This is a genomic window from Burkholderia sp. Ac-20365 (assembly GCF_017104715.1).
Lineage (GTDB): Bacteria > Pseudomonadota > Gammaproteobacteria > Burkholderiales > Burkholderiaceae > Paraburkholderia.
Genome location: NZ_JAAGPI010000005.1, coordinates 180,677 through 206,378, shown reverse-complemented (window position 1 = coordinate 206,378; position 25,702 = coordinate 180,677). Strand labels below are relative to the sequence as shown.

At 58.9% G+C, this 25,702-nt stretch carries 22 protein-coding genes; 16 read left to right on the top strand and 6 right to left on the bottom strand.

Annotation, left to right across the window (positions count from 1 at the left end; all coding sequences use genetic code 11):
* Positions 1-244 precede the first annotated feature (244 nt).
* A complete protein-coding gene (locus G3O01_RS12110; protein WP_205804879.1) occupies positions 245-1,192 on the bottom strand; it encodes a LysR family transcriptional regulator in 948 nt (315 codons plus the stop codon).
* A 101-nt stretch (positions 1,193-1,293) separates the two neighbouring features.
* Between G3O01_RS12110 and G3O01_RS12105 the strand changes: the two genes are divergently transcribed.
* From G3O01_RS12105 to G3O01_RS12085, 5 genes are all read left to right on the top strand, one after another.
* Positions 1,294-2,316 carry an aldo/keto reductase gene (locus G3O01_RS12105; RefSeq protein ID WP_205804877.1) on the top strand — a complete coding sequence of 341 codons (1,023 nt, stop codon included), beginning with the start codon at positions 1,294-1,296 and terminating at the stop codon, positions 2,314-2,316.
* Positions 2,317-2,326: 10 nt separating this feature from the next.
* A complete protein-coding gene (locus G3O01_RS12100) occupies positions 2,327-2,752 on the top strand; it encodes an SRPBCC family protein (RefSeq protein WP_205804875.1) in 426 nt (141 codons plus the stop codon).
* Between the two features lie 76 nt (positions 2,753-2,828).
* Positions 2,829-4,040 carry an MFS transporter gene (locus tag G3O01_RS12095; RefSeq protein ID WP_205804873.1) on the top strand — a complete coding sequence of 404 codons (1,212 nt, stop codon included), beginning with the start codon at positions 2,829-2,831 and terminating at the stop codon, positions 4,038-4,040.
* 137 nt (positions 4,041-4,177) lie between these two features.
* Positions 4,178-4,972, top strand: a complete 795-nt coding sequence (locus G3O01_RS12090; protein WP_205804871.1) for an SDR family oxidoreductase — start codon at positions 4,178-4,180, stop codon at positions 4,970-4,972.
* 409 nt (positions 4,973-5,381) lie between these two features.
* Entirely contained in the window at positions 5,382-6,272 is an 891-nt protein-coding gene (locus G3O01_RS12085; protein WP_205804869.1) for a glycine betaine ABC transporter substrate-binding protein, read from the top strand.
* A gap of 31 nt (positions 6,273-6,303) precedes the next feature.
* Here G3O01_RS12085 and G3O01_RS12080 read toward each other — a convergent pair whose 3' ends face one another.
* On the bottom strand, positions 6,304-6,774 hold the full coding sequence (locus G3O01_RS12080) for a hypothetical protein (protein WP_205804867.1): 471 nt from the start codon (positions 6,772-6,774) through the stop codon (positions 6,304-6,306).
* Between the two features lie 174 nt (positions 6,775-6,948).
* Between G3O01_RS12080 and G3O01_RS12075 the strand changes: the two genes are divergently transcribed.
* The gene (locus G3O01_RS12075) at positions 6,949-8,178 is read left to right on the top strand and encodes an MFS transporter (RefSeq protein ID WP_205804865.1); all 1,230 of its coding nucleotides are present in this window, start codon (positions 6,949-6,951) and stop codon (positions 8,176-8,178) included.
* Positions 8,179-8,205: 27 nt separating this feature from the next.
* Complete coding sequence (locus G3O01_RS12070) at positions 8,206-9,390, top strand: porin (protein ID WP_205804863.1); 1,185 nt, start codon at positions 8,206-8,208, stop codon at positions 9,388-9,390.
* Between the two features lie 35 nt (positions 9,391-9,425).
* On the opposite strand, the gene G3O01_RS12065 is transcribed toward G3O01_RS12070, so the two are convergent.
* Together G3O01_RS12065 and G3O01_RS12060 are read right to left on the bottom strand one after the other, a co-directional pair.
* Positions 9,426-10,028, bottom strand: a complete 603-nt coding sequence (locus tag G3O01_RS12065; RefSeq protein WP_205804861.1) for a cytochrome b — start codon at positions 10,026-10,028, stop codon at positions 9,426-9,428.
* Entirely contained in the window at positions 10,025-11,086 is a 1,062-nt protein-coding gene (locus G3O01_RS12060) for a catalase family peroxidase (RefSeq protein WP_205804859.1), read from the bottom strand. Before G3O01_RS12060 ends, G3O01_RS12065 begins: the two co-directional genes overlap by 4 nt.
* Before the next feature lie 453 nt (positions 11,087-11,539).
* Here G3O01_RS12060 and G3O01_RS12055 point away from each other — a divergent pair, with 453 nt between their 5' ends.
* Together G3O01_RS12055 and G3O01_RS12050 are read left to right on the top strand one after the other, a co-directional pair.
* Positions 11,540-11,824 (top strand): transposase, encoded by a 285-nt coding sequence (locus G3O01_RS12055; protein WP_241023873.1) that lies wholly within the window; start codon positions 11,540-11,542, stop codon positions 11,822-11,824.
* Positions 11,825-11,960: 136 nt separating this feature from the next.
* Positions 11,961-13,778: an ATP-binding protein gene (locus G3O01_RS12050; protein WP_205804855.1), complete on the top strand. Its 1,818-nt coding sequence runs from the start codon at positions 11,961-11,963 to the stop codon at positions 13,776-13,778.
* 35 nt (positions 13,779-13,813) lie between these two features.
* Here G3O01_RS12050 and G3O01_RS12045 read toward each other — a convergent pair whose 3' ends face one another.
* On the bottom strand, positions 13,814-16,426 hold the full coding sequence (locus G3O01_RS12045) for an MMPL family transporter (RefSeq protein WP_205804853.1): 2,613 nt from the start codon (positions 16,424-16,426) through the stop codon (positions 13,814-13,816).
* 294 nt (positions 16,427-16,720) lie between these two features.
* On the opposite strand from G3O01_RS12045, the gene G3O01_RS12040 reads away from it, so the two are divergent.
* The 6 genes from G3O01_RS12040 to G3O01_RS12015 all read left to right on the top strand — a co-directional run bounded on the left by G3O01_RS12040 (position 16,721) and on the right by G3O01_RS12015 (position 23,625).
* Positions 16,721-17,137 (top strand): heme-binding protein, encoded by a 417-nt coding sequence (locus G3O01_RS12040; protein WP_205804852.1) that lies wholly within the window; start codon positions 16,721-16,723, stop codon positions 17,135-17,137.
* A gap of 30 nt (positions 17,138-17,167) precedes the next feature.
* A complete protein-coding gene (locus G3O01_RS12035) occupies positions 17,168-17,803 on the top strand; it encodes an SDR family oxidoreductase (protein WP_205804851.1) in 636 nt (211 codons plus the stop codon).
* 23 nt (positions 17,804-17,826) lie between these two features.
* Positions 17,827-18,099 carry a hypothetical protein gene (locus G3O01_RS12030; protein ID WP_205804850.1) on the top strand — a complete coding sequence of 91 codons (273 nt, stop codon included), beginning with the start codon at positions 17,827-17,829 and terminating at the stop codon, positions 18,097-18,099.
* A 325-nt stretch (positions 18,100-18,424) separates the two neighbouring features.
* Positions 18,425-21,301 carry a winged helix-turn-helix domain-containing protein gene (locus G3O01_RS12025; RefSeq protein ID WP_205804849.1) on the top strand — a complete coding sequence of 959 codons (2,877 nt, stop codon included), beginning with the start codon at positions 18,425-18,427 and terminating at the stop codon, positions 21,299-21,301.
* 338 nt (positions 21,302-21,639) lie between these two features.
* Complete coding sequence (locus G3O01_RS12020) at positions 21,640-22,500, top strand: alpha/beta hydrolase (RefSeq protein WP_241023871.1); 861 nt, start codon at positions 21,640-21,642, stop codon at positions 22,498-22,500.
* A 156-nt stretch (positions 22,501-22,656) separates the two neighbouring features.
* Positions 22,657-23,625, top strand: a complete 969-nt coding sequence (locus tag G3O01_RS12015; RefSeq protein WP_205804848.1) for a cation diffusion facilitator family transporter — start codon at positions 22,657-22,659, stop codon at positions 23,623-23,625.
* 23 nt (positions 23,626-23,648) lie between these two features.
* Here the strand turns inward: G3O01_RS12015 and G3O01_RS12010 are convergent, their stop codons facing one another.
* Positions 23,649-24,176: a DsbA family protein gene (locus G3O01_RS12010; protein WP_205804847.1), complete on the bottom strand. Its 528-nt coding sequence runs from the start codon at positions 24,174-24,176 to the stop codon at positions 23,649-23,651.
* 232 nt (positions 24,177-24,408) lie between these two features.
* Here G3O01_RS12010 and glyA point away from each other — a divergent pair, with 232 nt between their 5' ends.
* Positions 24,409-25,698, top strand: coding sequence for a serine hydroxymethyltransferase (gene glyA / locus G3O01_RS12005; protein WP_241023899.1), 1,290 nt, complete (start codon positions 24,409-24,411; stop codon positions 25,696-25,698).
* Positions 25,699-25,702: the final 4 nt, after the last annotated feature.

The following is a 25,702-nucleotide window of genomic DNA, read 5'->3' as shown; positions in this document are numbered from 1 at the left end:
ACAGAGATGAATCTGCCCGAGGAGACACCGTCGCGAGAGTTCGCTTTATGTGGGCCGATCTTGACGCATTTGCCGTAGGGCGGCTTTCGCGATCAGAGGAAATTTGCCATTTCGCCCTATAGGGCTTTGAATAAATTGAAGGCGGGCGCGCATCCGCTTATCGCTGTCGCGCGATAACAGGGCTTACGATTGCAGCCGCTCGCGAGCGAATGCAAGCACTGGGAACGTTGCGTTCCCAGCGTGCTTACGTGAGCGCAGTACCCTTTGCGCGCAGCGTCTGTGCAGGCACCGTGGTCAGCATGGCGCTCGAACTCACCAGCGTCTTGCGGAAGTGTTCAACCAGAGGCCGCAGATTGACACGGTGCCACGCGGCCCACAGCGCACTGCGGTAGCTGAACCATGAAACCTCTCGCAGCACGACGCCGTCGGGCGCCTGATGCTTGAGACTCTGCTGGACCATCGTCATGCCGAGGCCGGCCGCGACAAGGCCCAATGCCGCAAGCGGTTCGGTCGCCTCGAGCGCGATGTTGGGCGCGAAACCCGCGCTCGCGCAAGCCGCGATGAAGTTGTCGTGGCGCTCTTCACCAGCCTTATGCATCACGCCGATCCACTTTTGCGCTGCGAGATCGTCGGGCGTCAGGCGCTTGCTTGTGACGAGCGGATGGCTTTCAGGCATGGCCAGCAGCATCGGATCGTTGAGTACCTGTGCCGCTTCGAGTTCGGGATCGTCGGCGGCGGGCGGCTCGCAGACTAGCGCGATGTCCAGACTGCGCTGACGCAGCCCCGTCAGCTGTTCAGCCGATTGATAGTTGTACAGCGCGATATGCACATCAGGCCGGTCTTCCTGCAGCTTTCTCAGCGCAGTGGGCAGCACGCCCGAGTGCATCGCGTTCTCCATGTAGCCGATGCACAGACCGCCTTCATCGCCTTGTCCCAGCCGCCGCGCGAGCGATTCGAGACGCTTCGCGTGCGTGAGGAATGCCTTCGTTTCTTCCAGGAAGGTGCGGCCGTCCACCGTCAGGCGAATGCGCTGCTGCGAGCGCTCGAACAGCGTCAACCCAAGCTTTTCTTCGAGTTGCGCAATCTGGCGGCTAAGGGGCGATTGCGAAATGTGCAGACGTTCGGCGGCGCGTCCAACGTGCTCGTCTTCGGCGACTGCCACGAAATAGTGCAACTGGCGGATGTCCAGCATTTAAGACCTCCTGGGACTCAGATGTTCCATATTATGTCTTAGACAGACTTAACTCGCCACCGTAGACTTGCTTCCACTGACTCAATCACAGGAGCAAGACCATGAGCATCAAGGACAAACTGCCCGCCGGTACGCTGTTGGGCTTCGGCGCCGCCCCGCTGGGCAACATGTTCCGCAATATCCCCGACGAAGAGGCTTTCGCAACGGTCGAAGCCGCGTGGCAAAACGGGGTGCGGTATTTCGACACAGCCCCTTTTTACGGTGCGGGCCTGTCCGAACTGCGTCTGGGCGAAGCGCTCGCGCAATACAAGCGCGACGACTACGTGCTGAGCACGAAAGTCGGCCGCGTGATTCTCGATGAAGTCGAAGACGTAAGCGCCCGCGACCTCGGCGAAAAGGGCGGCGTGTTCGCTTCGGGTCTGCCGAACAAGATCGTCAACGACTATTCCGCTGATGCCACGCTACGCTCGGTCGAAGACAGCCTCAAGCGCCTGAAGACCGACCGTATCGAGATCGTCTGGGTGCACGACGTTGCGCAGGACTTCTACGGCGACGAATGGCTGTCGGTGTTCGAAACCGCGCGCAAGGGTGCGTTCCGTGCATTGACGCGTCTGCGTGAAGAGGGCGTGATCAAGGCCTGGGGTCTGGGTGTCAACCGCGTCGAACCGTGCGAACTGACGCTCGATCTCGCCGAAGCGCAACCGGACGGCTTCCTGCTGGCAGGCCGCTACTCGCTGCTCGATCACGATCGCGCATTGCAGCGTCTGATGCCGGCTGCGGCGGCGCGCAAGGTCGAGATCGTTGCGGGCGGTCCGTATAGCTCGGGCATTCTCGCGGGCGGTCCGAACTTCGAGTACCAGAAGGCATCGCCTGAGATCGTCGCGAAGGTCGAACGCATCAAGGAGATTGCACGGCGCCATAACGTCAGCGTGAAGGCCGCAGCACTGCAGTTCGTGCTGGCTAATCCCGCAGTCGCCGCCGTGATTCCGGGTGCGAGCCGTCCCGAACGGATTGCAGAGGATCAGGCAGCCGTGAAGGAAGTGATCCCTGCCGGGTTCTGGCAAGAGATGCGTCAAGAGAAACTGGTGGCTGCAAACGCGCCGCTTCCCATCGACAAGGCTTAAGGAATCGATCATGGCACGCGCCTACGCATCCACCAGAATGGCGGCATCGCCCGATGCTGTCTGGCAACTGATTGGCGGCTTCAACTCGCTGCCCGACTGGCTTCCGTACATACCGGGTAGCGAACTGAGTGAAGGCGGGCGCGTGCGCCGTCTGTCGAATCTCGCCGGTGAGGTGATCGTCGAACGGCTCGAAGCATTCGACAACACTGCACGCAGCTACACGTATTCGATTCTGCAGGCACCGTTTCCTGTGACAGGCTACCGCGCGACGCTGCGCGTGCAGGAAGTCGAAGACGGCGCGACGCAGGTCGAATGGTTCGGCGAGTTCACGCCGGTTGGCGTCAGCGACGAAGATGCCACAAAGCTCTTTGCAGGTATCTACCGTGATGGCTTGAAGACGCTGGCAGCGTCGTTTGCCGGATCGGGCGAGGCCTGATTCATCTGTCGCACGCGGGCGCCGCTGCATCCGGCGGCCCGCGTCGACGCTAGCGCCATAACTCCGAGTTCTTTCGATGGAAACCGATATCACCGAAATCGTGTTGCCCGCTGCACGCGCCGAAACGTCGCGCGTCACCCGCAGCCAGCGTCTGGCATTTTTCGCCCTTGCTTTAGGCAGTTTTGCAATCGGCACGTCCGAATTCGCGAGCATGGGCATCCTTCAGTTGTTCGCGAAGGGACTGCATGTCGACATCGCGATTGCGAGTCACGCGATTACCGCCTACGCGCTCGGCGTCGTGCTCGGTGCGCCGCTTGTGACGCTCGCGGCTGCGCGAATGAACCGGAGAACGCTGCTGATCGCGCTGATGGCGCTTTTCGTCGCGGGCAATCTGCTTTCGGCGCTTGCGCCCAATCTTGCATTGCTCAGCGTGGCGCGCTTTATCGCAGGCTTGCCGCAGGGTGCGTACTTTGGCGCGGGTGCGGTCGTGGCATCGAGCATCGCCGGCAAGGACCAGGCAGGCAAGGCGTTTTCGCTCGTGATGCTGGGGCTGACCGTCGCGACCATTGTCGGCTCGCCTCTCGCGACCTTTCTCGGACAGCACCTCGGATGGCGTGACACCTATCTGGCCGTCACAGCCATCGCGGCACTGGCGCTCGCTGCGCTATGGCGCTGGACGCCGCGTTCCGCGACGTTGAACGGCGGTTCGATTACGCAGGAACTGGGCGCGCTGCGCAGGACCAATGTCTGGATGATGATGTTCGTCGCGGCGCTTGCGGTGTCGAGCATCTTTGCGGTGTACACGTTCATTGGACCGTTCGTCACGGATGGCGCGGGATTGACGTCGTCGATGGTGCCGCTGGCGCTTGCGCTGTTCGGGCTCGGCATGACAGCGGGCAATCTGATCGGCGGGCGCCTCGCGGACGCATTCCCCGCGCGTGGATTCGTGATCGGCTTTGGTTCGGCACTCTTCGTGCTGGCCGCGCTCGCGGCGTTCGGTGCGCATCCGTGGTTGCTGTTGCCAGCACTGTTTGGCATGGGCATGACCACGTTGATTGCCATTCCGACGATCCAGGTGCGTCTCACGCGCATGTCGCCCGAAGCGCCAACCCTGATGGGCGCGATGAACATGGCCGCGTTGAACGTCGCGAATGCGATTGGCGCGTGGGCTGGCGGCATGACGATCGGCGCGGGCTTGGGTCTCTTCTCTCCTGTGTGGACTGGTTTCGCGCTGACACTGGCAGGTCTGCTGATGTTCGCGATCAGTGCGTCAAGATTCAATCGCTGAAATCAATTCGAGTAGAGCGCGTGGCTCGCGCACAAGGGCACTCTGACAAACCGTAGGCTTGCGACATAGAATCAATGGCCCTTTCTTCGGGCCACACGACGAACAGGACTGCATCTCACTTCAATGGAGCCGACACTGTGAATATCGATCTTTCTGGAAAAACGGCATTGGTTAGCGCATCGAGCGCGGGCATCGGTCTCGCTATCGCGACAGGCCTCGCGGGAACGGGCGCGGAAACTATCGTGAACGGACGGTCCAAGGAGGCAGTCGACCGTGCAATTGGAAAAATTCGCGAGACCGTGCCGAACGCCAAACTGCAAGGCGTAGTGGGCGATCTCGGAACGCGCGCGGGCGTCGATCAGTTCGTGAAGACCGTGCCCAGCACCGATATTCTCGTCAACAATCTCGGCGTCTTTGGACCGGGCGATCTGTTCAGTTCGAGCGATGAAGACTGGGAGCGCTACTTTCAGATCAACGTGATGTCCGGCGTGAGACTGACCCGCGCCTATCTTCAAGGCATGATGGATCGAAAGTGGGGCCGTGTGGTGTTTCTCTCGTCGGAGTCGGGCCTCAATATCCCGCCCGACATGCTTGCGTATGGGTTTTCAAAGACCGCGCAGCTCAGCATCGCGCGCGGTATCGCGAAGTTCGCGGCAGGCACGGGCGTCACAGTCAATTCGGTGCTTCCAGGACCGACCTTGTCGGACGGCGCGCTTGAAATGGTCGCCGAAGCCGCCAGAAAGGAAGGCAAGACGCCAGAGCAGAAACTGAATGAATTCGTTCTTGCTACACGTGGTTCGTCGATTATCCAGCGCGCGGCAAGCACGGAAGAAGTAGCCAACATGGTCGTGTATGCGTGCTCGATGCAAGCGTCCGCGACGACGGGCGCCGCATTGCGCGTGGACGGCGGCATTGTGGATTCGATTGCGTAGTGAATTGCACGCGTGCCAGTCCAACATTCATATCGCGAGCAATCCTGAAGTTGCGGGCTATACCGCGGTATAGCCCCGCTACGTCGACGAAATTCAACCGTATGCCACGGTAGAGTAGAACTCGCCCACGACGGTGACTATGCTTGGGACAGTGCGAGTGCAAGGCTGTCAGATGTTTCCCGGTCCGCACACGCACGTTGCTTTTTTGTCCCGGGAGTACCGTCATGCCACACACGCTTCACAACTGGATCATTGTCTGCAGCAACGCTTATGTCGAATACACGTACGTATCGTGGCTAGATAAAAACGTCTACAGGCGTACGGTCGACTACCGCGATATCTGCCTTCTTTAGCATGTCTTGTCTGTGTCGGGGCGCAGCGGCATGCAAACATGCCGGACACTTCATCAATGAAAATGCGTTCTTTTGCGCGGCTGCTCGCTGCGTGCGTTTTGTCGGTGTCGCTTCACCAGGCTGCGTACGCAGACGGCGCAGAGAGTGCTCCTCAACCGCTCGTCGTTGGGGAGATCAACCTCACTTTCTACAAGGTCGCAGCGGCCGTCGTCGTTGAAGTACTGGAACGGCTTGGACATCGCGTGACTATCGTCGAGGGGAATCACCCGCAGATTTACGCGGCGCTCGGCAAAGACCAGGTCGATGTGCTCGTAGCGTCATGGCTGCCACATGCACACGGACCGCTACAACAGCCGCTGGCTGATCGCCTGGTCGAAGCGGCGACGCTCTACACGGGTGCTCAACTATATTGGGCCGTTCCCTCGTATATCCCTGAATCGACGGTGTCGAGCATCGACGATCTGCGTCGCCCGGAAGTCGTCGCGCGAATGGACAAGGACATCGCCGGCGTGGGGCCCGGTTCGGGACTGATGATCGGCTCGGAGCGAATCATGAAGCAGTATGGCCTGACAGAGGCGGGCTATACGCTGCATGTTGCGTCAGCGCAGGATTGGGCCTCGAAGCTGGGTTCGGCGTATTCGGCGAAGCAGTGGATGGTCATGCCGCTTTGGCAGCCTCAATATCTCAACGCGCTGTACTCGATGCGTGTTCTGAAGGATCCGCAGGGCGTGTTTGGCACGGACCGGGCCGTTGTGGTTGTGCGCAAGGCCGTGTGGATGTCCTTGCCGGAACGCAGCCGTGTCGTGCTGGGGCGGGTCCGTCTGAGCATTCCGGTTGTCACGGAGCTGGAGCGCGAACTGGTCGTGGATCACAAGCCCGAGCAGGAAGTGGCGCGAGAGTGGATGCGCAAGAACCAGAACGAAGTAGACGGATGGTTTGCGCCATAGCGCGCCTGTGTGCCACGACGTGGCACACAGATCATCTGACCGGCCATGCCTGCGACTCGCTGTCCTCGAGATGATCGGACACATAGTGACAGGCAATGGTCACGACGAGCGTCACCTTGGCCACCACTTCGATCAGCGAGAGATAAAAGAAAGCTCGCGACATCGAAAACATATCGGGTAACGTGACGCCAATCACCACGATGCTGACTACACAGCTGAATGCCAGCGCAATCATAGCGGCCGACGAACTGAATAAAGCCGCGAGTGCGAACGCAGAGAGAACCAGTTTAGACAGCACGATTATCCCTATATGCAGGGAATTTATTTCGTACCCGAGTTCCCAATAAGCTTCGATGAGTGACCACGCCCACACGGCGACGATCATGACGCGGCTCACAGCGTTGAGATGGAGTGTGGGTTCATTGGCACGTCCTTCGGCTTCGAACTGATCGAACGAGACGGGGAATCGTGCCCATTGGCTGGAATGGTCTTCCGCTTGCATGTCATTTCACCTCTGGTCCATACATCGGGTAATGCGTTTCGATTCAGTATGGGCATGCGCGAGGCCGCAATCTTTCCCGACGAAATGGCCAATTCCCGATATGAACGGATTCGCATCTGCATTGATTAATGTCCGATACATTCGGATATCGTCAACGAGAAGCGGAAGACTATCGTGCACGAGAAAGCCTATGAAGCGCAGTGCAAAACGGTCAAGGTTCACTGCACGCAAGAGTCGGAATCCAGAAGGCGTGGCCTGACGCTATTTGCGCTGGCGCTTGGAAGCTTCTGTATCGGCACATCGGAGTTCGCGAGCATGGGCATCATTCAGCTCTTTGCCGCGAGTCTCGATCTGAGCATTTCGGAAGCGACCAATGCCATCACGGCTTACGCGTTTGGCGTCGTGATCGGTGCGCCGCTCGTTACCTTGATGGCAAGCCGTCTCAACAGGCGGACTTTGCTGCTGTGCCTGATCGGCCTTTTTATCGTGGGCAATCTGCTGTCTGCGGCGGCGGTCAATCTGGGCATGTTTGCCGTTGCGCGCTTCATCAGCGGCATGCCGCAGGGTGCGTACTTTGGTGCGGGAGCCGTGGTGGCGTCGTACGTCGTCGGGGAAGGCAGCTCCGGCAAGGCGTTTGCCATGGTGATGCTGGGACTGACCATCGCGACCATCGTCGGCTCGCCGCTCGCGACGTTTCTGGGGCAACAGTTGGGCTGGCGCGAAACCTATGTGACCGTCGCGGTGCTCGCAGCGCTTGCGTTCGTCGCACTGTGGGCGTGGCTGCCTCGCAGTGAAGCGCTCAATGGCGGGCCGCTGGGGCAGGAGCTGGGCGCACTCAGAAAGCCTCGTGTGTGGGCGACGATGATCGTTGCCGCCGTTGGCGTTGCGAGCATCTTTTCCGTCTATACGTTTATCGGCCCCTTCGTGACGGATGTCGCGAGGCTGAAGCCGTCGACGATCCCGCTTGCGCTCGCGCTGTTTGGCGTCGGCATGACTATCGGCAATCTCGTCGGAGGCCGACTCGCGGACATGCACGATGCGTTGGGATTGATGCTCGGCTTCGGTTGCGCGCTCGTCGTGCTGGCGGTACTCGCCATTTTCGGCGCGCATGAGTGGGTGCTCATGCTGACGCTATTTGGAGTCGGCGCGACGATGATGGCGGCGATTCCCACCATTCAGGTGCGTCTCACGCGATTTGCGCCGGAAGCGCCGACCTTGATGGGCGCGATGAATCTCGCATCATTGAATGTCGGCAATGCCATAGGGGCGGCGGCAGGCGGTGTCGCTGTCGCCGCAGGCTGGGGATTGCTATCGGCGGTGTGGGCGGGTTTTGCGCTCACGCTGGCAGGCCTCGTTATTTTTATCGTGACGTCGCAGAGAGCGCAGCAGGCGGTCGCCGCGTAGTGCAGCTCTCGAAAACCGGCCCCGGCCATGCCAGGTGACGCGCTCAGATGGCGCCTCGCGATCATTCCACTTTGTCTGACGTGCACGGTGGCGCGGGCGCAAAGCAGCGTAACGCTTTATGGCCTGATCGACGCGGGCGTGACCTACGCCAACCATGTCGCCACATCGACGGGTCACGAATCTCTGGTGCGATTCGCGGACGGCGTCGCGCAGGGGAACCGCTGGGGCATTCGTGGTGTCGAGGATCTCGGAGATGGACTGCGGGCGATCTTCACGGTCGAAAGTGGCTTTGCGGTCGGGACGGGAACCATCTTGCAGGGCGGCGCGCTATTCGGAAGGCAGGCGTGGGTCGGCCTTGAAGCAAAGTCCATTGGGTCGTTGACATTTGGCCGGCAATACACGCTTTCGCGAGACTTCATCCACAACTACACGATTGCACACGAGAGTCCAGCCGGAAACTACGCCTATCACATCAATGACCTGGATCAGCTGGTGACGAGTCGCATCAATAACGCGGTCAGGTTCACGAGCGCGGACGTCTCGGGTTTCAGATTTGGCGTCATGTATGGTTTCTCGAATCAGGCTGGCGAGTTCGCTGGCTCTCCTTCGAGTGCAGCGGGCACGGTGAATAGCGAAGGCTCATCCAGAACCTATAGCGTGGGCGCCAATTACGACAACGAGTCGTTCGGATTCGGTATTGCCTATACGAACATCCGCTTCCCGGCGAGCGCAACACCCGCTTTCACCGCGACCATTGCGAACGTCGACACCGGTCCGCTTCGCAACATCAAGACGCTTGGAATAGGCAGCCGGTACGTTGCCGACATCGGCGCGATATGGGGAAACTGGACCCATACGCAACTCGTCGCGATCGACGGGCAAAGTTCTACGCTGAACAACTATGAAATTGGCGGTAAGTACGCGTTTACGTCCGCGGTTACGAGTGGATTGGGATACACGTTTTCCGCGCTGTCAGGTCGATGGACCGGACGGTGGCATCAGATCAACAGTTTTATCGACTACAAGTTCAGTAAAACCACGGAGATTTATGCACTCGCGATCTATCAGAAGGCATCGGGCAGCAATGAGGTCGACGGGCAGCAGGTGCCTGTTCAGGCCGAAATAGGCGCAAGCTCCACGTTCATTGGAAACTCAGGAATTGGCGCCAACACGCAACTGGCGCTTCGAATCGGATTGCTGCACAAGTTCTAGCGTGCGACACAGCACACCGACTGTCGAGAACGGGTCTACTGCTGCCTGATGCTACGTTCCTGCGATACAGCCGCCGGATTACCGACGGGAAGCGACGGCTGATCGACATTCCATGGCGCCATCGATTGAAACACGCCGTCGCGTCTCAGCAGAGCGTGGAAGAGCGCTGCAGCGGCATGCACCACGATGAGCGCGAAGAAACATAGTGCGAGAAACCTGTGCGCGTTCCAAAGCAGCGTATGCAGGTCGTTGCTATGCGGGGCAATCGACGGTAACCGAATACCGGCGACGACAACAGGGTAATCGGCCGCGGACAACATGGCCCAGCCGAGAATCGGCAGTGCAATCATCAGCACGTAAAAGGCGAGATGCGATAGATGCGCCGCAAGTTTCATGGGTTGCGGCATCGATTCCGGCAATGGCGGCGCGCCGCGCACCAGCCTCACGGCGAGGCGCACAAGCGCAAGCACGAGTATCACGACGCCGAGTGGCTTATGCACCGACACGAGTGTCAGGTAATCGGGTCGAATGGTAGACACCATGCCGACACCGATAAAGAGCATCGCGACGATACATATCGCCATGATCCAGTGGAGCGCGCGTTGCAGCGGCGTGAAGCGGTTTTCGGAGGGGCTCATTGTGCTGATCCTCGCGCGGCGGTGTGCGGATAGAACTTGTCTTCGGCCGTTCTTCGGTTGAACGACACGGAATATGCGGCTGAACGCGCAGCGGGAAACGGATCGTCCGACACATGCATACCCGTTGGAAGCACCGTCGGATCGAAGTTGAGATCTCTGCATGGCCCGTCGGCCTCGGGCTGTATGGCGCTCACGACCAGCGTGCCGGCTGTCACCTGGCGACGATCGTCTGGCCAGGCCTTGCTCGGATCGGCCGTGGGATCGCCGGGATTCGCCACGGTGACGATCATCGTCCACCTCTGCGGCGTGCTGGCGACCCGCTGGGTGATGTCCGTGTCGAGAAAGTCGGGCGCACGCTGTTTTAGTTCATCGGCAGTCAAGGTTTGCGGTTTTGCTTCCGGCACCAAAGACCATCGAACCACGTTGTCCTGTCCTGCCGCGTTGGTGAAAACGAAGCTGTTGAGGCTGTTATAGCGCTCCTGCGCATAGGAAGCGGTCTTGGGTGTCGTGGTCAGCCACGTGTAGAAGGCAGGGAATTCCGGGTGTGCGGCAATGAATTGCTTCATCGCATTCGGGTCGTTCCTGTTCGCGAGCGCCTGCATAAGGGCGTAGAACGCCTCGGGCGTGGCGACGGCGAAAAACGGCGCGTCGATCATTGCTGAACGCCATTCGCTGCCATCCGGCGTGACGACGCGCAACCCCATGCCGCGTACGGGTACGGCACCGTCGGGCGCCTTTGCGTCGGCCGTGCCGAGATTGAATCGACCTGTGACGGCATAGGAGCCCGCGGCGAACATCGGCGCTTTCGACAGCGCTGCGGCGTCGCCGTTGGACTGGAACGTGCCCGTGAAGCAGATGCCTTTCGCGTGATTGCGTCGAAGTCCCAACGCGGGGCCGCCCGGCGGCGCGAGGCTGTCGACGAGTTGTGCCGGACTGATGCGTGCGGGCGAAAGCCATCCCGCCGTGTAGATAAACGCTGCAACCGCCACGATTACGACGACCGCGATCAGGACGATCGACCTGGTGGCGGAAGGATTCGAACTCGATCTGTCATCCATGACTGTTCCCGCACACGGGGTGAAACGTTTGTATCGGGGGTGAAAGCTTTACCGTTCGCTTATCGACCTGCACGCGATCCGGTTGCGATGAAAGTAATTGAAGTCCTCGAAAGATGCCCTTCGCAATGCGCATTCAAAAAACGTGCAAACTGGAAATGGCCCGAGCGATCCGGTCTGCAAGTGGTTGAATGCGCAACTAACTGTCTCCGGATCGAACCTCTACCGATTACTCCCCAAACGCGGTATGGCAACGCGGATAGCCCACCTTCATATTCATTCAGGCGATTCACCACGATTAACCAGGATTAACTAACCCGTACGAATACGCTGCAGTAACGTTCCCATGCGTTTTGATTCGACCGCGCGTCGTTCGAAAACGCAAAAACGGGGGAAAGGGAAACCTGCGCAGGTGCGGGTCGAATCGGGGAGACGATGACAGGAAGGCGAAAGTCGTTGGCGATACCGCTGACGGATGCAGAATGGGCGCTGGTAGCGCCCATTTTCACAGTCGAAGAGAAGCAGGTAACGGGCAGACGCAGGCGAAACCCACGACAGATTCTCGATGCCATTCTATGGATCGAATTGAACAATGAAAGCTGGAAGCGCCTGCCGTTGAGTTTTCCGCCTATGCAGACCTGCTACGGCAGATACCTGCAATGGAAGCGGGATGGAAAACTTCAGCGATGCTTCGAGTTATTAGGTATTTGTCGTTGCGGTGAAGATGGAACAACGTCCTGACACCATGCCGAACACCGTTGGCGTGAGTGGTCTGGTGCGGCCTTGAACCGGACGGGACGGGACCCAGTATTCTTTCTTCAGGCACTCGTGGCATTATCGTTCTGTGCTTGTGAAGAGCGTGGTCCCGGAGATAAGTGTGGGAACACTTGGTTCGTCCGAAGCGAGGAGTCAATGGTTCTATCTGATCGCACTCTGGATTGGCGGGTGTGCGATCGTCGGGCTGATCGCGTGGGTGTGCCTGCGTCTGCAGTTGCAGCTTGCAACCGCAGGCTTCTGCATGCTGATAGCGATTGTGTTGCTATCGTTGCTGGATAGCTTCGTCTCTTCTGCGATCTTTTCCGTAGCGGGCGCGCTTCTGCTGAACGTCTGCTTTACGCCGCCCATCTTCAGCTTTGCAATCGCGAAGACGGCTGATCTTCTGCCGCTTGTTGCATTCCTCGTCACTTCGATTGCCGTTACATCACTGGTCAGAGAGATCCGGCGCGCCGAACAGATTCAGCGCGAGCAGGCCCGTTTGCTGAATCTGACTCACGATGCCGTATTCGTGCGAGAGACGGATGGCGTCATACGCTACTGGAATCAGTCCGCGGAAGATCTATATGGATGGCCGCGTGACGAGGCCGTAGGCAAACCGGCAGATACCTTGCTGAAGAGCGTATATCCGATAGCGCGCGATCGTCTGCAGCAGACATTGTTTCAAAGCGGGTATTGGGAAGGCGAGCTTGTTCATACCCGACGTGACGGGACGCAGATCATCGTCAGTAGCCGATGGACCCTGCAGCGCGACGATAAACGAAAACCACGCGCGATACTGGAGACCGACAACGACATCACCGGGCGCAAGCGTGCTGAAGAGACGATCCGGAAAAGCCAGGCGCAGTTTCTGGAGGAAGTTCAACGGCTAAGCCGCACGGGAAGTCTTGGATGGACGGCCGGAACGGGTACGGTCTTCTGGTCAGCGCAGGCGTACCGGATCTTCGAGCAAGACGTGAGCGTTGTGCCAACCATCCCAGGCATGCGTGAGCAAGTCCATCCCGACGACCTGCCTGTTTTCGATGCGATGGTCGCCCAGATCGAAGCAGGCGGCGATAGTCTGGATATCGAGTACCGTTTGCGTTTTCCCGAGAATCGGATCAAATACCTGCGGGTCGTCGGTCATTCGGTGGCGGCGCAAGGAGGGCAGCGGCAATTCGTCGGTGCCGTGATGGACGTTACCGAAGCAAGACAGACGGGCATGAAATTGCGCCAGCTGGAGAACGATCTGGCGAGGACCAGCCGGATCACCGTACTTGGCGAGTTGAGTGCTTCTATTGCGCACGAAGTCGGGCAGCCGCTCACAGCCGTGGTGGTTAATGGCGACGCGTGCCTGGGATGGCTGCACCGCACGCCGTTGAACATCGAAGAAGTCGAACGGCTCGTCGCGAGAATGCGGGAGGACGCGACGCGGGCTGCCGATATCGTCCGCAGAGTCAGGCGGCTGATAAAAGGTACGCCACCCGAAATGGTGTCGATCGACGTCAGAGGTCTGCTTCAGGAAGTACTGGTGTTTCTGCGCCCGGAACTCGAAATGCACGGGTGTCGCGTGTCGACGCACGTTGCACGCGACGTTTCCGCGGTGGCGGGCGACCGGGTTCAATTGCAGCAAGTGCTCGTCAATCTGATCACGAATGCCTTGCAGGCGATGGCCACGGTATCGAAGAAACACGGGCTGGTTCTTGCTGCGGAGCGTGGCGAATCCGACCGTGTGATTCTCTCCGTTCAGGACAACGGGCCGGGCATCACGGACGAACATTTGCCGCACCTGTTTGACGCATTCTTCACGACGCGGGCGGACGGTATGGGCATGGGCCTCGCGATTGCCGCCTCGATCGTCGAGGCGCACGGCGGGCGTTTGTGGGCGGTGAACAATGACGACGGCGGCTCGACGTTCAGCTTCACGCTGAAAACGGCGTGACCGGATCGCGGAAAGACGATCCGTGCCCGACGATTTCAGCCCGCTTGCGCTGTCGATTTCAGCTGCGTGACACGCGGTCTTCCCATCAGCACAGGCTGAAAGATCACTGCACCAATCAGCGTCGACACGAGTGACAGTGCGAGCAGCGCGCCGAGGCTCGACGTGCCAGGGTGATGCGAAAACCACAAGCTGCCGAACGCGGCGCCTGTGGTACCTGCGCTAAACACAACCGCGTAAGTCAGGCTCGATTCCAGCAGCCGCGTTTCGCCGCCGCGCCACGCGATCACGTAGTAGATCTTGAATGCCACGCCAACTCCGAGCATGAGCGGCAGCGCGATGATGTTCGCGAAGTTCAATTCGAGCCCCAGCGCGACGGATAGCTCAAGAGTCAGGAAGGCGGAAACCAGCAGCGGCACAATCGTCCGAAGGATGTCGTCGACGCGGCGCAGCGCGAACCACAGGATGACGACGATCGATACCAGCGCATAGCCGCTTGCTTCGAGGAAGGCCTTGATCACCAGGTCGGCGGAATAGAGAATTGAAATCGGGCCACCGATTGCATTGGGCTCGGCAACTCGCACGGCTTTGGCGAAACGTCGCAACATCGCGTCGTCGTTGGGATCGGCGCCTGGCAATACCTTGGGTGATATCTCCACGATGCTCTTGCCGTCAGCGGCAATCCAGTCTTTTGCGATGCTGGGCGGCAAATTCGTGCTGGTGATCTCGGCGGGATCCAGCAGCATCGCCAACTGATGGAGCGCAATCTTCAGAGGCGCCGTCATCGCGTAGTCGGTTCGATCGCGTGTTGCGCTCGACGCGCTGGCGAGTCGGGTCAGCGTTTGCGCAAGGTGTTTTGCTTCAGTGGCGCCGGGTCCAGGGTGATCGTCGGCCGCTAATGACAACTGGTTCGCGGCCCGTTTCAAGGCGTCTACCCGCACGGAATCGGTCACGGCAGGAGAGGGCGTCTGCGAGAGAATGGGCTGCAAGACCTGCGCAGCACTGGCGATCAATTTGAGCTTCTCCGGTTGATCGCCCGGAATGAATGTTGTCAGCGTGACCGTTCTGCCGACCTCGGGAAGCTTCGACAACCGCGCGGCGATCGTGTCGGCGTCCTTCAATGAATCTGCCATCACGCGCACATTGTTGACGCCCATTTCCGGCGAGTCCTTCAGCGCGAGCAGCGTCGCCATCGATTCCGTATGCGGATCCTTCAGGTGCAACGGGTTGAAATCGAAGCGCAGATGCAATAAAAGCGGCGATGCGCCGATGATGATGCACGCTGCCACGATCAATACCGGATTGCGGTTTCTGTCGAGGAAATCATCGACGCGCGCGAGTCGCCGGAAGCCCGGCGAGACTTTCTCTTCGTGCGGACGAAATACTCTGATTAACGCAGGCAGAAGCGTGACGCTCGTCAGGTAGGCGACAACCATACCGACGCCCGCAATCTTGCCGAGTTCCGAAACGCCGCGGTAAGCAGTGGGAATGAACGAAAAGAAACTCACGGCTACTGCAATCGCAGCGAGGCGCAAGCGCGTTCCCAGTGTTTGCGCCGTGTTGACCAGTGCGGTCAGCAGACGCGAATCCTTGAAGCGTTGTTCCCGATATCTGACTGTGAACTGCACACCAAAATCGACGCCAAGGCCGACGAACAGAACCATGAACGCGACTGAGATCATGTTGAATGCACCCACCATCATCAGCCCGATTGCGGCTGTCACGAGCAGGCCGACAACCAGCGTGATGAACACGGCCAGCACGAGCTTGAACGATCTGAGCGCGCCCCAGAGGATGCAAAGCACGACGAGGAACGTAATGATGCTATTGAATGCAGCGCCATCCTGAACGGACGCGAATTCGTCGTCGGCAAGCGGTTGCTCGCCGGTGAGCCGCACACGCGCGCCGAACTTGCTGTCGAGATTCAACGAGGATGCCGCACTTCGTATTACTTCCGTTGCGCTGCCGCCTGCCCTGAGCGACGCATAATCCAGCACGGGTTGGACGAGTACAAAGGCACGCGCCGGCAGTTTCAGAGTGTGATCCGCCACGGCGCGCCACGAAAACACAGCGGGTCGACCGGCCTGCACGCGATCCAGCACCGTAGCACTGCGTTCGAGAAGCGGTGCCATCTCACTCAGCTTGACCTGTCCGAGTTGCAACGGAAGCAGCAACGTAGTGGTGAGCAGATTGGCAAGACCCGTCAGGCTCGGATCGTGAGCGAGCGCGTTGAGTAGCGGGCGTGCCTGGACCAGTTGGGTCGTCGTCGATTGCACGTCGTGCACGGGAAGAAACAGCAGGCCGTTGTGTTCGAAGAACGATCCGCCTGTCGGCAGCGTGACGGAGACGAACTGCTTCGTGTCTTTTCTCAGTGTGTCTGCAAGCTCGGTGGCGGCGGTATCGGCGAATTCAGGTGCATCTGCTTCGACGACAACCAGAATGGATCCGCCTCGCTGCGGGAAGGCGTGATCCATCGAACTCGACAATGCACTCCACCGTTTGTCGACGGTCAGGAGACGGTCGGTGTCCGTGTTGATCTTGAAGTGATGGACGACGTAATAGCCGCTCAGTATCGAGAGGACGAGCGAAAACGCCATCACGCTAATCCGGTGACGCATGGACCACAACACGATGCTGACAACCGACGTCATGACGGTTCACCTGTGCGCAGGTGAGGGAAGGCACAGTGTAGCGGAGATACACGAAACGCGACGTCGAGCGGTTGTTTTGGAAATCTGCTCACCGATTGCGGGATCGGACGTCTTGCGTACACGCACGAGGAGCCGACAAGGTCGCTGTAATTGAATTAGTTTTGCGCTACAGGGAACGGTCATGAACGTTTGTTGCGGCACTGTTTCGATGCGTCTTCATGGCCTTCACGCCCTCGACCTTGGCTGTCTCCCAGGAGGCGGCGCAACCGGACCCATGAGCAAACAGAGGATGAGATGCCACGATCCTGCGAAAGTCTGACGCTGGAGGATGCAAAGCGGATGTTGTCGGCGGCCGAGGCAAAGGCGCGGAGCCTCGGCATTGCATACAACATCGCGGTGGTTGATTCGGGCGCACGGTTGATCGCGTTTGTCCGTCAGGATGGTGCGTTGATCGGCAGCATCGATCTGGCCATTGATAAAGCCGTGACCGCTCGAATTTTCGACAAGTCGACGTCCGAACTCGCGACACTCGCTCAATCGGGCAAGCCGCTCTACGGGATTCAGCAGAGCAATTCCGGAACCGTGGTGATCTTCGGCGGCGGCATTCCTGTTTTCCATGAGGGCACCATCGTAGGCGCGGTCGGAGCCAGTTCGGGCACCGTCGAACAGGACATAGAGGTTGCCGAAGCTGCGATCGGCGCGCTTTGGTAGTCAGCGCGGGTTGAGCGAGGAGCGAGATTCGTGAGCACGTTATTGATCGGAGCAAGCGGACGTACCGGACGACTGATAGCCGAAAAATTGCACGATGCGGTGATCCCTTTCCGCGCGATGATCCGCAACGCGGCGAAGCGTGCGGAATTTGAACGTCTGGGTGGTCAGACTGTTATTGCGGACCTTTCGGCTGACTTTTCGCAAGCATTCGGCGGCGCGGACACGGTGATCTACGCCGCCGGCTCCGCGGAGACGGAAGGCGCGGAGCAGGAACGTCTGATCGACCGCGACGCGGTGATGAAATCCGCAGACTATGCGAAGCAACACGGTACGAAGCTTCTTGTCGTGATCAGCGCGTTACTCGCGTATGACCCGGAGCAATCGCCGCAAGCGCTGCGGCATTACTCGGAGATGAAACGCGAATCCGACGATTACGTGGTAGCGAGCGGCGTCGATTACCTCATCTTGCGTCCAGGCGCGCTCACAACCGATCCCGCGGCAGGAACGATCGAAATCGTTTCGCATGCTGGCTCGGCGCTGGCCCCAGTGACGCGGGAAGATGTCGCGATTGTTTTGCTCGCGGCGCTCGAGGCAAAGCTGACGAACAGGATCATCGGATTTGCGGGTGGCACGGTGCTGATACGCGACGCGCTTCAGCGCGTCTGAAAAGTCATGCAGGAGAACCTGATATGGAACGCGCCTATCCTTACAAAGGGTACTACATCAGGATTTGCATCGAAGCGTGCACCGAGCCCGTTGATAAGGGTGTTGTGTCGCCGGACGTGTGCTTCGTCAGCGTGGTGAAAATACTCCGCATTGGCGAAAGTATCCCGGTTCTTCCTCCTCTCCGTCTGGGCGAAACCGGCAATCAACGGCTTGAAACGCTGGCAGACGCAATCCTGAGCGGCTTCGCCGCTGGCCGGCGGCTCGTCGACGAGTTGCTGCAGGATGCGACGGCATAGGCCGTCTCTTTCCCGATACCAGACATAGACCCAGCCAGTCCGGTCAAGTAAATCGTCGTTAAAGTTTCGGTGTGGATGCGTCCATTTAAACGCATCCGCAATTAACGGGATTCTTTCGAGAGTCTTTGTTAGTCTTTACTCAAGAACACACCCATACGCGCGCACCCGGGGGCAATGACGCAGGGCGTGCCCGATACGATAGCGACCGGACCGGTCGAACAGAAACGGGCGCAAGTCGATCGTTGACGATCCCGATCACCCCATCCGCGCGACATTTACGGCGAGTTACCCTGTAACCCGTTTTCAAACCCCTCGGTAAATTGACGTGACCCATCGGCCGGATGCCTCGTATGCGGTTTTCCTGTTTGGTCCATTTCGTCTCGTGCCGGCGCAGCATCTGCTGCTCAGCGGTGACGTCCGCGTCCCTTTGGGCAGCCGGACCTTCGAGATATTGACTGCGCTCGTCGAAAGGGCGGGTGAGACGCTGACGTGGCAGGAACTGATGCGCCGCGCGTGGCCAGAAACGCCTGTCGATGAGGCCAACCTGAAAGTGCAGATAGCGACCTTGAGAAGCGTGCTGGAAGAGGGGCAGCAAGGTCAGCGCTATATCGCCACTGTTGCGGGCCGAGTCTATCAGTTCGTGGCGCCTGTAGAACGCCAGCCGCTTCAGACAGGTGCGACATCGCCGGAACATTCGGTACACGTGGCGCATAACATTTCCGCTGCGCTGGCGCGTCCTGTCGGCCGGTCCGCAACCACGCGTGCGTTGATGGAGCAGATGCTGCGCGTGCGAATGCTGACGGTGACGGGCCCCGGCGGGATTGGCAAGACTACCGTCGCGCGCGATGTGGCGCGAGCCGTTGTGGAAGCTGCGCGGCACGATGTCTGGTTCGTCGATCTGTCCACGCTTTCCAATGCCGATGTCGTCCCGCAAGCCATTGCGAATGCGGTCGGGCTTGCCGCGCAACACCACATTGCGTCCGCGCTGGCGACCTATTTCCGCTTTCGGAACCGGCCGCAACTGGTTGTGCTGGATAACTGCGATCACGTCAGAAAAGGTGCCGCCGCAGCCGCGCAACTCATACTGTCGATAAGCCCGCAGATGCAGGTGCTGGCTACCAATCGAAAGCCGCTGCAAACAGAAGGTGAGCAGCTTTACCGACTGCAGCCACTCGACAGTGCGATGAAATCGGCAAATCTGACGGCGGAACAGGCGTTGCAGTATCCCGCCATCGCGCTGTTCGTGGAGCGAGCCAGCGCGACCTGCTCGGCTTTCGAGCTGACTGACGAAAACGCCGCTGTGATAGCGGACATCTGTCATAGCGTGGCCGGCATCGCGCTGGCGATCGAACTCGTTGCTACACGCGTGGATACATGTGGCATTCGTGAGTTGCAGAGCCTGCTGGACAGTCGGATTCACGCGTTGGGACCGGGGCGCCGTGTGACGCCGAATCACTACCGGACGCTGTCGGTGTTGCTGGACTGGAGCCATCAGTTGCTGGCAGAGGTCGAGCGGGTTGCGCTACGCCGTCTTGGCATATTCGCGGGTGTGTTCGTGCTCGACTCTGTCCTCGAAGTCGTGGTCGACGATCATGCGCCCGTGTCACTCGTGGTCGACGCCGTGGCGAAGCTGGTCGCGATGTCGATGGTCTCGGTCGAAGTCTGTGGCGAGATCACGCGCTATCGCCTGCTGGATACGACTCGCGACTACGCGCGACGCAAGCTTGCTGAGGCGGGGGAAACCGCGATGCTGGCGCGTCGTCATGCCGCGCATTTTTACGGCATGTACACGCAGGCAGAGGATCGATGGAACGAGCCACCTGACGCGGCATGGCTGGAGAACCACGTGCGCGCGATCGACGATGTGCGCATGGCACTGAACTGGGCTTTCTCGGCGGAGGGTGACGTGGCGCTTGCTGTGGCGCTAACGGTGTCTGCCATACCCGCATGGCTCCATTTGTCTTCGCTCGAAGAGTGCCGGAATCGCGTTGAACAGGCGCTCGGTAGAGCAGATGCCGGTTCGCCCGAGCAAGACCGTCAACGCATGAAACTGTATGAAGCGCTAGCCGCATCGACGCTCTATACATGTGGCATGGTGCCGACGGTCGAGAGCGCGTGGAGATGCGCACTCGATATCGCCGAACAACTCGGCGACAAGGAGTACTACTTGCGCGCGTTGTTCGTCGCGTGCTGCGGGCTGGTTTATACAGGAAAGCTGCCCGTCATCGATGAGTTTCTGCAGAAGTTCAGGCTAGTGGCCAATTCGATTGGCAATGCAGTCGCGATTTCCGATGGCGACCGCCTGGCCGCTTATACGCTGCATCGCATTGGCAAGCAGGTGGAGGCGAGAGCGTGCCTCGAACGCATGCTGGCGAGGGATGTGGCGGCCCGTCAGCGTTCGCAACTCTCGCATTTCCATGTCGATTGGCGAAACGCCGCGCGTACGATTCTGACCAACGTGCTGTGGCTTCAGGGATTCCCGGAGCATGCGCTTCGAACCGCGCAGAATGCGAGAGAAGATGCTCACGCCATTGGCCACGCGTTGACCTTGGGTTACGTGCTGGTGCTTGCATCGGTCCCATTGGCTTTTTATCTCGGAGATCTTCGTGCAGCCGAAGAAGCGCTCGAAGTACTGCAAGCACACCTGGCGCGGCGCGGTCTCGTTATCTATGACCCGATGGCGCGCTGTCTGCAGGGTGCATTGCTGATCCGGCGCAAGGATCCATCCGGCTTGCTGATCATGTCCGACGCGCTGGATCAGCACAGAATGGAGCACTTCATCATCCGTTATCCGATGTACATGGGGATGTTTGCTCAGGGACTACTCTCGTTCGACCGTCACGCGGAAGCTCATGCGACGATCGATGAAGCGTTGGAGTGGTCGGATGCGCACGAAGAGCGCTGGTGCATGCCGGAACTGTTGCGCATCAAGGGAGACATTCTGCAGGCCATCGATGCGTCGGGACAGCTGGAGGCGTCCGAAGCTCATTATCTGCGTGCGATGCAACTGGCTCGCGAGCAGGACGCGTTGTCATGGGAGTTGCGCGCGGCGACGAGTCTCGCTCGCCTTCTCGATGGAGTTGGGGAAACGGACCGTGCGGAAGCGCTGCTAGCGGCCGTCTATGGCAGGTTCACCGAAGGTTTCGACACACCTGATCTGCTAGCCGCACGCGAGTTGCTCGTATTATTGAAAACCCGATAACACGTTTGTATGCCACTAAACCCATTACTTACGTTTCGATAAAACGCTTTAACGCTTGTCTTACTGTCGGTTCTTATCTGCTGATTAACGCAGAATTAAACGCCCCTATTCAGCAACTAAAACCCGTGCGTTGGAGAAAGAACAAAGGAGTTGTCCACGCTAGCATGTTCCCTACTTTTGGCGCTGCAAAACAAGGGGAAATCGTGGCTACTCTTTCTGGAAACCTTTCATCGAATCGCCGGTATGTACTCGCAGTAGGCACGGGTGCCGCAATGGCTGCCATAGCAGCACCTGCTATGGCGATGGCTGAGGCCACCGTCACCACAGGACGCAAGCGCATGGCATCCACTTCCCGGAATGCATCGGGCGAACGCTTCACGGCAGACTCGGTCATTGCAAAAGACGGAACGAGGATCTTCTTCAAGGACTGGGGTAGCGGCAAGCCCGTGGTGCTGTCACATGGATGGCCGCTCGATGCGGATGCGTGGGATTCCCAGATGCTGTTTCTCGTACAGAACGGCTATCGCGTGATTGCGCATGATCGTCGTGGTCATGGGCGCTCAGGTCAGTCATCGTCGGGTAACGATGTGGACACCTATGCCGACGATCTCGCCGCGGTGATCAACGCACTCGATCTGACGGAAATGACGCTTGTTGGTCATTCCATGGGTGGCGGTGAAATTGCTCGCTATATGGGCCGACATGGGACGTCGCGCGTTGCGAAGGCCGTGTTGATCAGCGCCGTTGTACCGCTCATGCTCAAGACGGCGAGCAATCCAGACGGTCTGCCTGAATCCGCATTCGATGGGATTCGCTCCAATCTCGCGAACAACCGCTCCGTGTTCTACAAGAACCTCGCAATGGCGTTCTACGGGTTCAATCGGCCGAACGCAAAGATCGAACAAGGCACGATCGAGGAGTTCTGGCGCGAGGGCATGGCCGGCTCGATTCTGGCGCAGTATCAATGCGTCAAGCAGTTCGAGGTCGACTATACGGAAGATCTGAAGAAGATCACTGTGCCAACGCTGATTCTTCATGGCGATGACGATCAACTCGTACCCGTCGACATTTCGGGCAAGATGTCGGCAAAGATCATCAAGAACTCGACGCTAAAAGTGTATCCGGGCGCGCCTCATGGCATGTGTACGACGGCTGCGGACAAGGTCAATGCGGACCTGCTGGAGTTTCTCCGCACCTGAGGCATTGCCGTGCGCGCATGTGGCTATCAGTCGATTTTTGCGGATGGGCAACAGGTGCACGACGCGCTCGTCATCCTCCGTGCGTCGTTCCTGAAAGACCATCTACAATCAAACGGAGTCTACTGACGGAACAGACACTACAGGTCATCCACGGCTATGGCGACGCAGCGAAGCACTTCCAGGAAGGTCGTCTACATCGCGCTGATCGGCGACATTCTGATCGTCTGCACGAAGATCGCAGCGGCAGTCGTGACGGGCAGCGCCGCCATGCTGAGCGAGGCGGTGCACTCGATCGTCGATTCAGCCAATGAAGCGCTGCTTCTCTACGGCTATAGCGAATCGGAGCGGCGTCCTGACACGATTCATCCACTCGGCTATGGGCGCGAACTTTACTTCTGGAGTTTCATTGTTTCGCTGATGCTGTTCGGCTTTGGCGCCGGTGTGTCGCTTTATCAGGGCACGCAGCACGTCTTGTCGCCAAAGCCAATCGAATACGCGTTCGTCAGTTACCTCGTGCTGGCATTTTCGTTCGTATTCGAGGGTGTGTCGTGGTTCACCGCTTTCCGGCGGCTGCGGGACACGCGTGGCAAACATGGCTACTGGGAAGCGATTCACAAGAGCAAAGATCCGCCGTCCTTCATGGTCCTGCTCGAAGACAGCGCCGCGTTGATCAGCATCGTCGTGGCTGCCACAGGAATTTTTCTGTCGCAGACGTTCCACCTCTATGTGATGGATGGCGTTGCATCCATCGTGATCGGACTGGTGCTGGCAACGGTAGCGGCGATCATTGCGAACGAGAGCAAAAGTCTGTTGATTGGCGAGGGCGCATCGCCCGCGCTCGTGACGTCGATACTGAACCTGACGGTTGCCGAACCAGGCGTCGCGAGCGCCAATGGGGTTTTTACGGTGCATCTTTCACCGGACCAGGTTCTGGTTGCGCTGAGCGTCGAGTTTGATGATGAGATGCGGACACCGCAACTCGAACGATGTGTGGTGGAGATCGAAGCGCGTATCCGTTCGGCGCACCCGGAAGTGGTCATCCTGTTCGTCAAACCGCAGACGAAGCATCGCTATCAGGAGTGGAAGGCCGCGCGCTACGGCGCGGGAACATCGCACGAGAACTAGCGGAATGACGCCGTCTTCCGTACCTACACGCGCCGGGCCGCAACGAGCAATGCGGCAAGCAGGTTTTCCGCGTCATGCTCTCCCTCATAACGCCGCCCATTGATGAAGAGCGTGGGCGTGCCTTGCACGCCACTCTCGAGGCCACTGTTGAAGTCGCGCTTGATCCGCTCGTCGTCATCGCCGTTAAACGCTGCGCGCACACGTTGAAGCGGAATCGCGATTTGCGACGCGTATTGCGCCAACGCACTGTCGTCCAGTGCAGTCTGATTTTCGAACAACGTGTCGTGCGCTTCCCAGAACTTTCCCTCGCTATCAGCGGCCTCCGCGAATTCGGCTGCATGAAGCGCGTGTGCGTGCAGATTCGTCAACGGGAATTGACGGAATACAAAACGCAGATCCGCTTGCATCGATTTCTGAACCGCCTTGATGACGCCATACATCGATCCGCAATACGGGCATTGAAAATCGCCGTATTCGACTAGCGTCACGGGCGCGTAGGCGTTGCCCTGGGTTCGATCGATTGCCTCTACCGGCGGAGAAAGATGGCTCATGGTTTGTTCTGATCCCAAAGAGGTTTATCTGTTTGACGGAATGGCAGACGACCAGTTTGAATCTAAGCACACGCTGCATTTCGCTATCCGTGCAGCGTGTTCACGTGATATTTCCAGTGTGATTCCGGAAGACAGTGCATGAATGAATGCTTATTGTCAGCCTGTGGATTGCATTGCGCTTGGCTCTCAGCACATTACCGTCAGGGAGGCCACTGAAGTGTTCACAACAGACATGCAGATTGAAGGGTTCGACAAGGAACTCTTTGCCGCTATCAGGGCCGAGCAGAAGCGTCAGGAAGAGCACATCGAACTGATTGCGTCCGAAAACTATGCGAGTCCCAGAGTGATGGAAGCACAGGCGTCCGTGCTTACCAACAAATATGCTGAGGGCTATCCGGGAAAGCGCTATTACGGCGGGTGCGAGAACGCGGACCTGATCGAACAACTCGCAATCGACCGCACCAGGCGGCTTTTCGGCGCCGATTGGGCGAATGTTCAGCCGCATTCAGGATCGCAGGCGAACGAAGCCGTCTACCTCGCGCTCCTTCAGCCTGGCGATCCGATTTTGGGCATGAGCCTCAAAGATGGTGGGCATCTGACGCACGGCGCGAAAGTCAGTTCTTCCGGCAAGCTGTACTCGGCCGTCCAGTACGGAGTCGACGCGGAAGGATTGATCGACTATGACAGTGTGGAACGGCTGGCGCTTGAACACAAACCTAAGGTTCTGGTAGCCGGATTTTCCGCCTACTCCAGGTTCCTGGATTTCAAACGGTTCAGGTCGATCGCGGACAAGGTGGGCGCATATCTGTTGGTCGATATGGCACATGTCGCAGGGTTAGTCGCGACGGGACACTATCCGAACCCTATTGCTTTTGCGGACGTTGTCACGACGACGACACACAAAACACTGCGCGGTCCACGCGGCGGCATCATCATGGGACGCGCCAATCCGGAGATCGAGAAGAAGATCGCATCGGCTGTTTTTCCGGGCACGCAAGGCGGTCCGTTGATGCACGTTATTGCCGGCAAGGCTGTGGCGCTTCTTGAAGCACTCCAGCCGCAATTCACCGAATACCAGCAGCAGGTACTGAGAAACGCGCGCGCAATGGCGCTGGTCTTCGAAAGGCGGGGGTATCAGGTGGTTTCGGGCGGAACAGACAACCATCTCTTTCTCGTTAGCCTTATTTCAAAAGGATTGACGGGAAAGGCAGCGGATGCAGCGCTGGGCGTCGCGCACATCACGGTGAACAAGAATGCAGTTCCCAACGATCCACAGTCTCCATTCGTGACGAGCGGCATCCGGATTGGCACGTCGGCGATTACAACACGAGGATTCACCGAACTGGAGTCTGGAGAACTTGCTAGCTGGATGTGCGATGTTCTCGACGACATCGATAACGCGGCGGTTGTGGATGCTGTCCGCGACAAGGTATCGCGCTTATGCATGCGTTTTCCCGTCTATGCGCCGGGTAAGCGACGTCGGAGTAATGGCGTCGCGTCGCCGGTACTGTCGGCGGACTAGCTTG

Coding starts and splice junctions, on each gene's coding strand:
- G3O01_RS12040 (WP_205804852.1), top strand. CDS start 16,721: ATGCCACGATCCTGCGAAAGTCTGACGCTGGAGGATGCAAAGCGGATG.
- G3O01_RS12110 (WP_205804879.1), bottom strand. CDS start 1,192: ATGCTGGACATCCGCCAGTTGCACTATTTCGTGGCAGTCGCCGAAGAC.
- G3O01_RS12065 (WP_205804861.1), bottom strand. CDS start 10,028: ATGAGCCCCTCCGAAAACCGCTTCACGCCGCTGCAACGCGCGCTCCAC.
- G3O01_RS12085 (WP_205804869.1), top strand. CDS start 5,382: ATGAAAATGCGTTCTTTTGCGCGGCTGCTCGCTGCGTGCGTTTTGTCG.
- G3O01_RS12045 (WP_205804853.1), bottom strand. CDS start 16,426: ATGACGTCGGTTGTCAGCATCGTGTTGTGGTCCATGCGTCACCGGATT.
- G3O01_RS12030 (WP_205804850.1), top strand. CDS start 17,827: ATGGAACGCGCCTATCCTTACAAAGGGTACTACATCAGGATTTGCATC.
- G3O01_RS12095 (WP_205804873.1), top strand. CDS start 2,829: ATGGAAACCGATATCACCGAAATCGTGTTGCCCGCTGCACGCGCCGAA.
- G3O01_RS12015 (WP_205804848.1), top strand. CDS start 22,657: ATGGCGACGCAGCGAAGCACTTCCAGGAAGGTCGTCTACATCGCGCTG.
- G3O01_RS12060 (WP_205804859.1), bottom strand. CDS start 11,086: ATGGATGACAGATCGAGTTCGAATCCTTCCGCCACCAGGTCGATCGTC.
- G3O01_RS12080 (WP_205804867.1), bottom strand. CDS start 6,774: ATGCAAGCGGAAGACCATTCCAGCCAATGGGCACGATTCCCCGTCTCG.
- G3O01_RS12010 (WP_205804847.1), bottom strand. CDS start 24,176: ATGAGCCATCTTTCTCCGCCGGTAGAGGCAATCGATCGAACCCAGGGC.
- G3O01_RS12070 (WP_205804863.1), top strand. CDS start 8,206: ATGCCAGGTGACGCGCTCAGATGGCGCCTCGCGATCATTCCACTTTGT.
- G3O01_RS12020 (WP_241023871.1), top strand. CDS start 21,640: ATGGCATCCACTTCCCGGAATGCATCGGGCGAACGCTTCACGGCAGAC.
- glyA (WP_241023899.1), top strand. CDS start 24,409: ATGCAGATTGAAGGGTTCGACAAGGAACTCTTTGCCGCTATCAGGGCC.
- G3O01_RS12105 (WP_205804877.1), top strand. CDS start 1,294: ATGAGCATCAAGGACAAACTGCCCGCCGGTACGCTGTTGGGCTTCGGC.
- G3O01_RS12100 (WP_205804875.1), top strand. CDS start 2,327: ATGGCACGCGCCTACGCATCCACCAGAATGGCGGCATCGCCCGATGCT.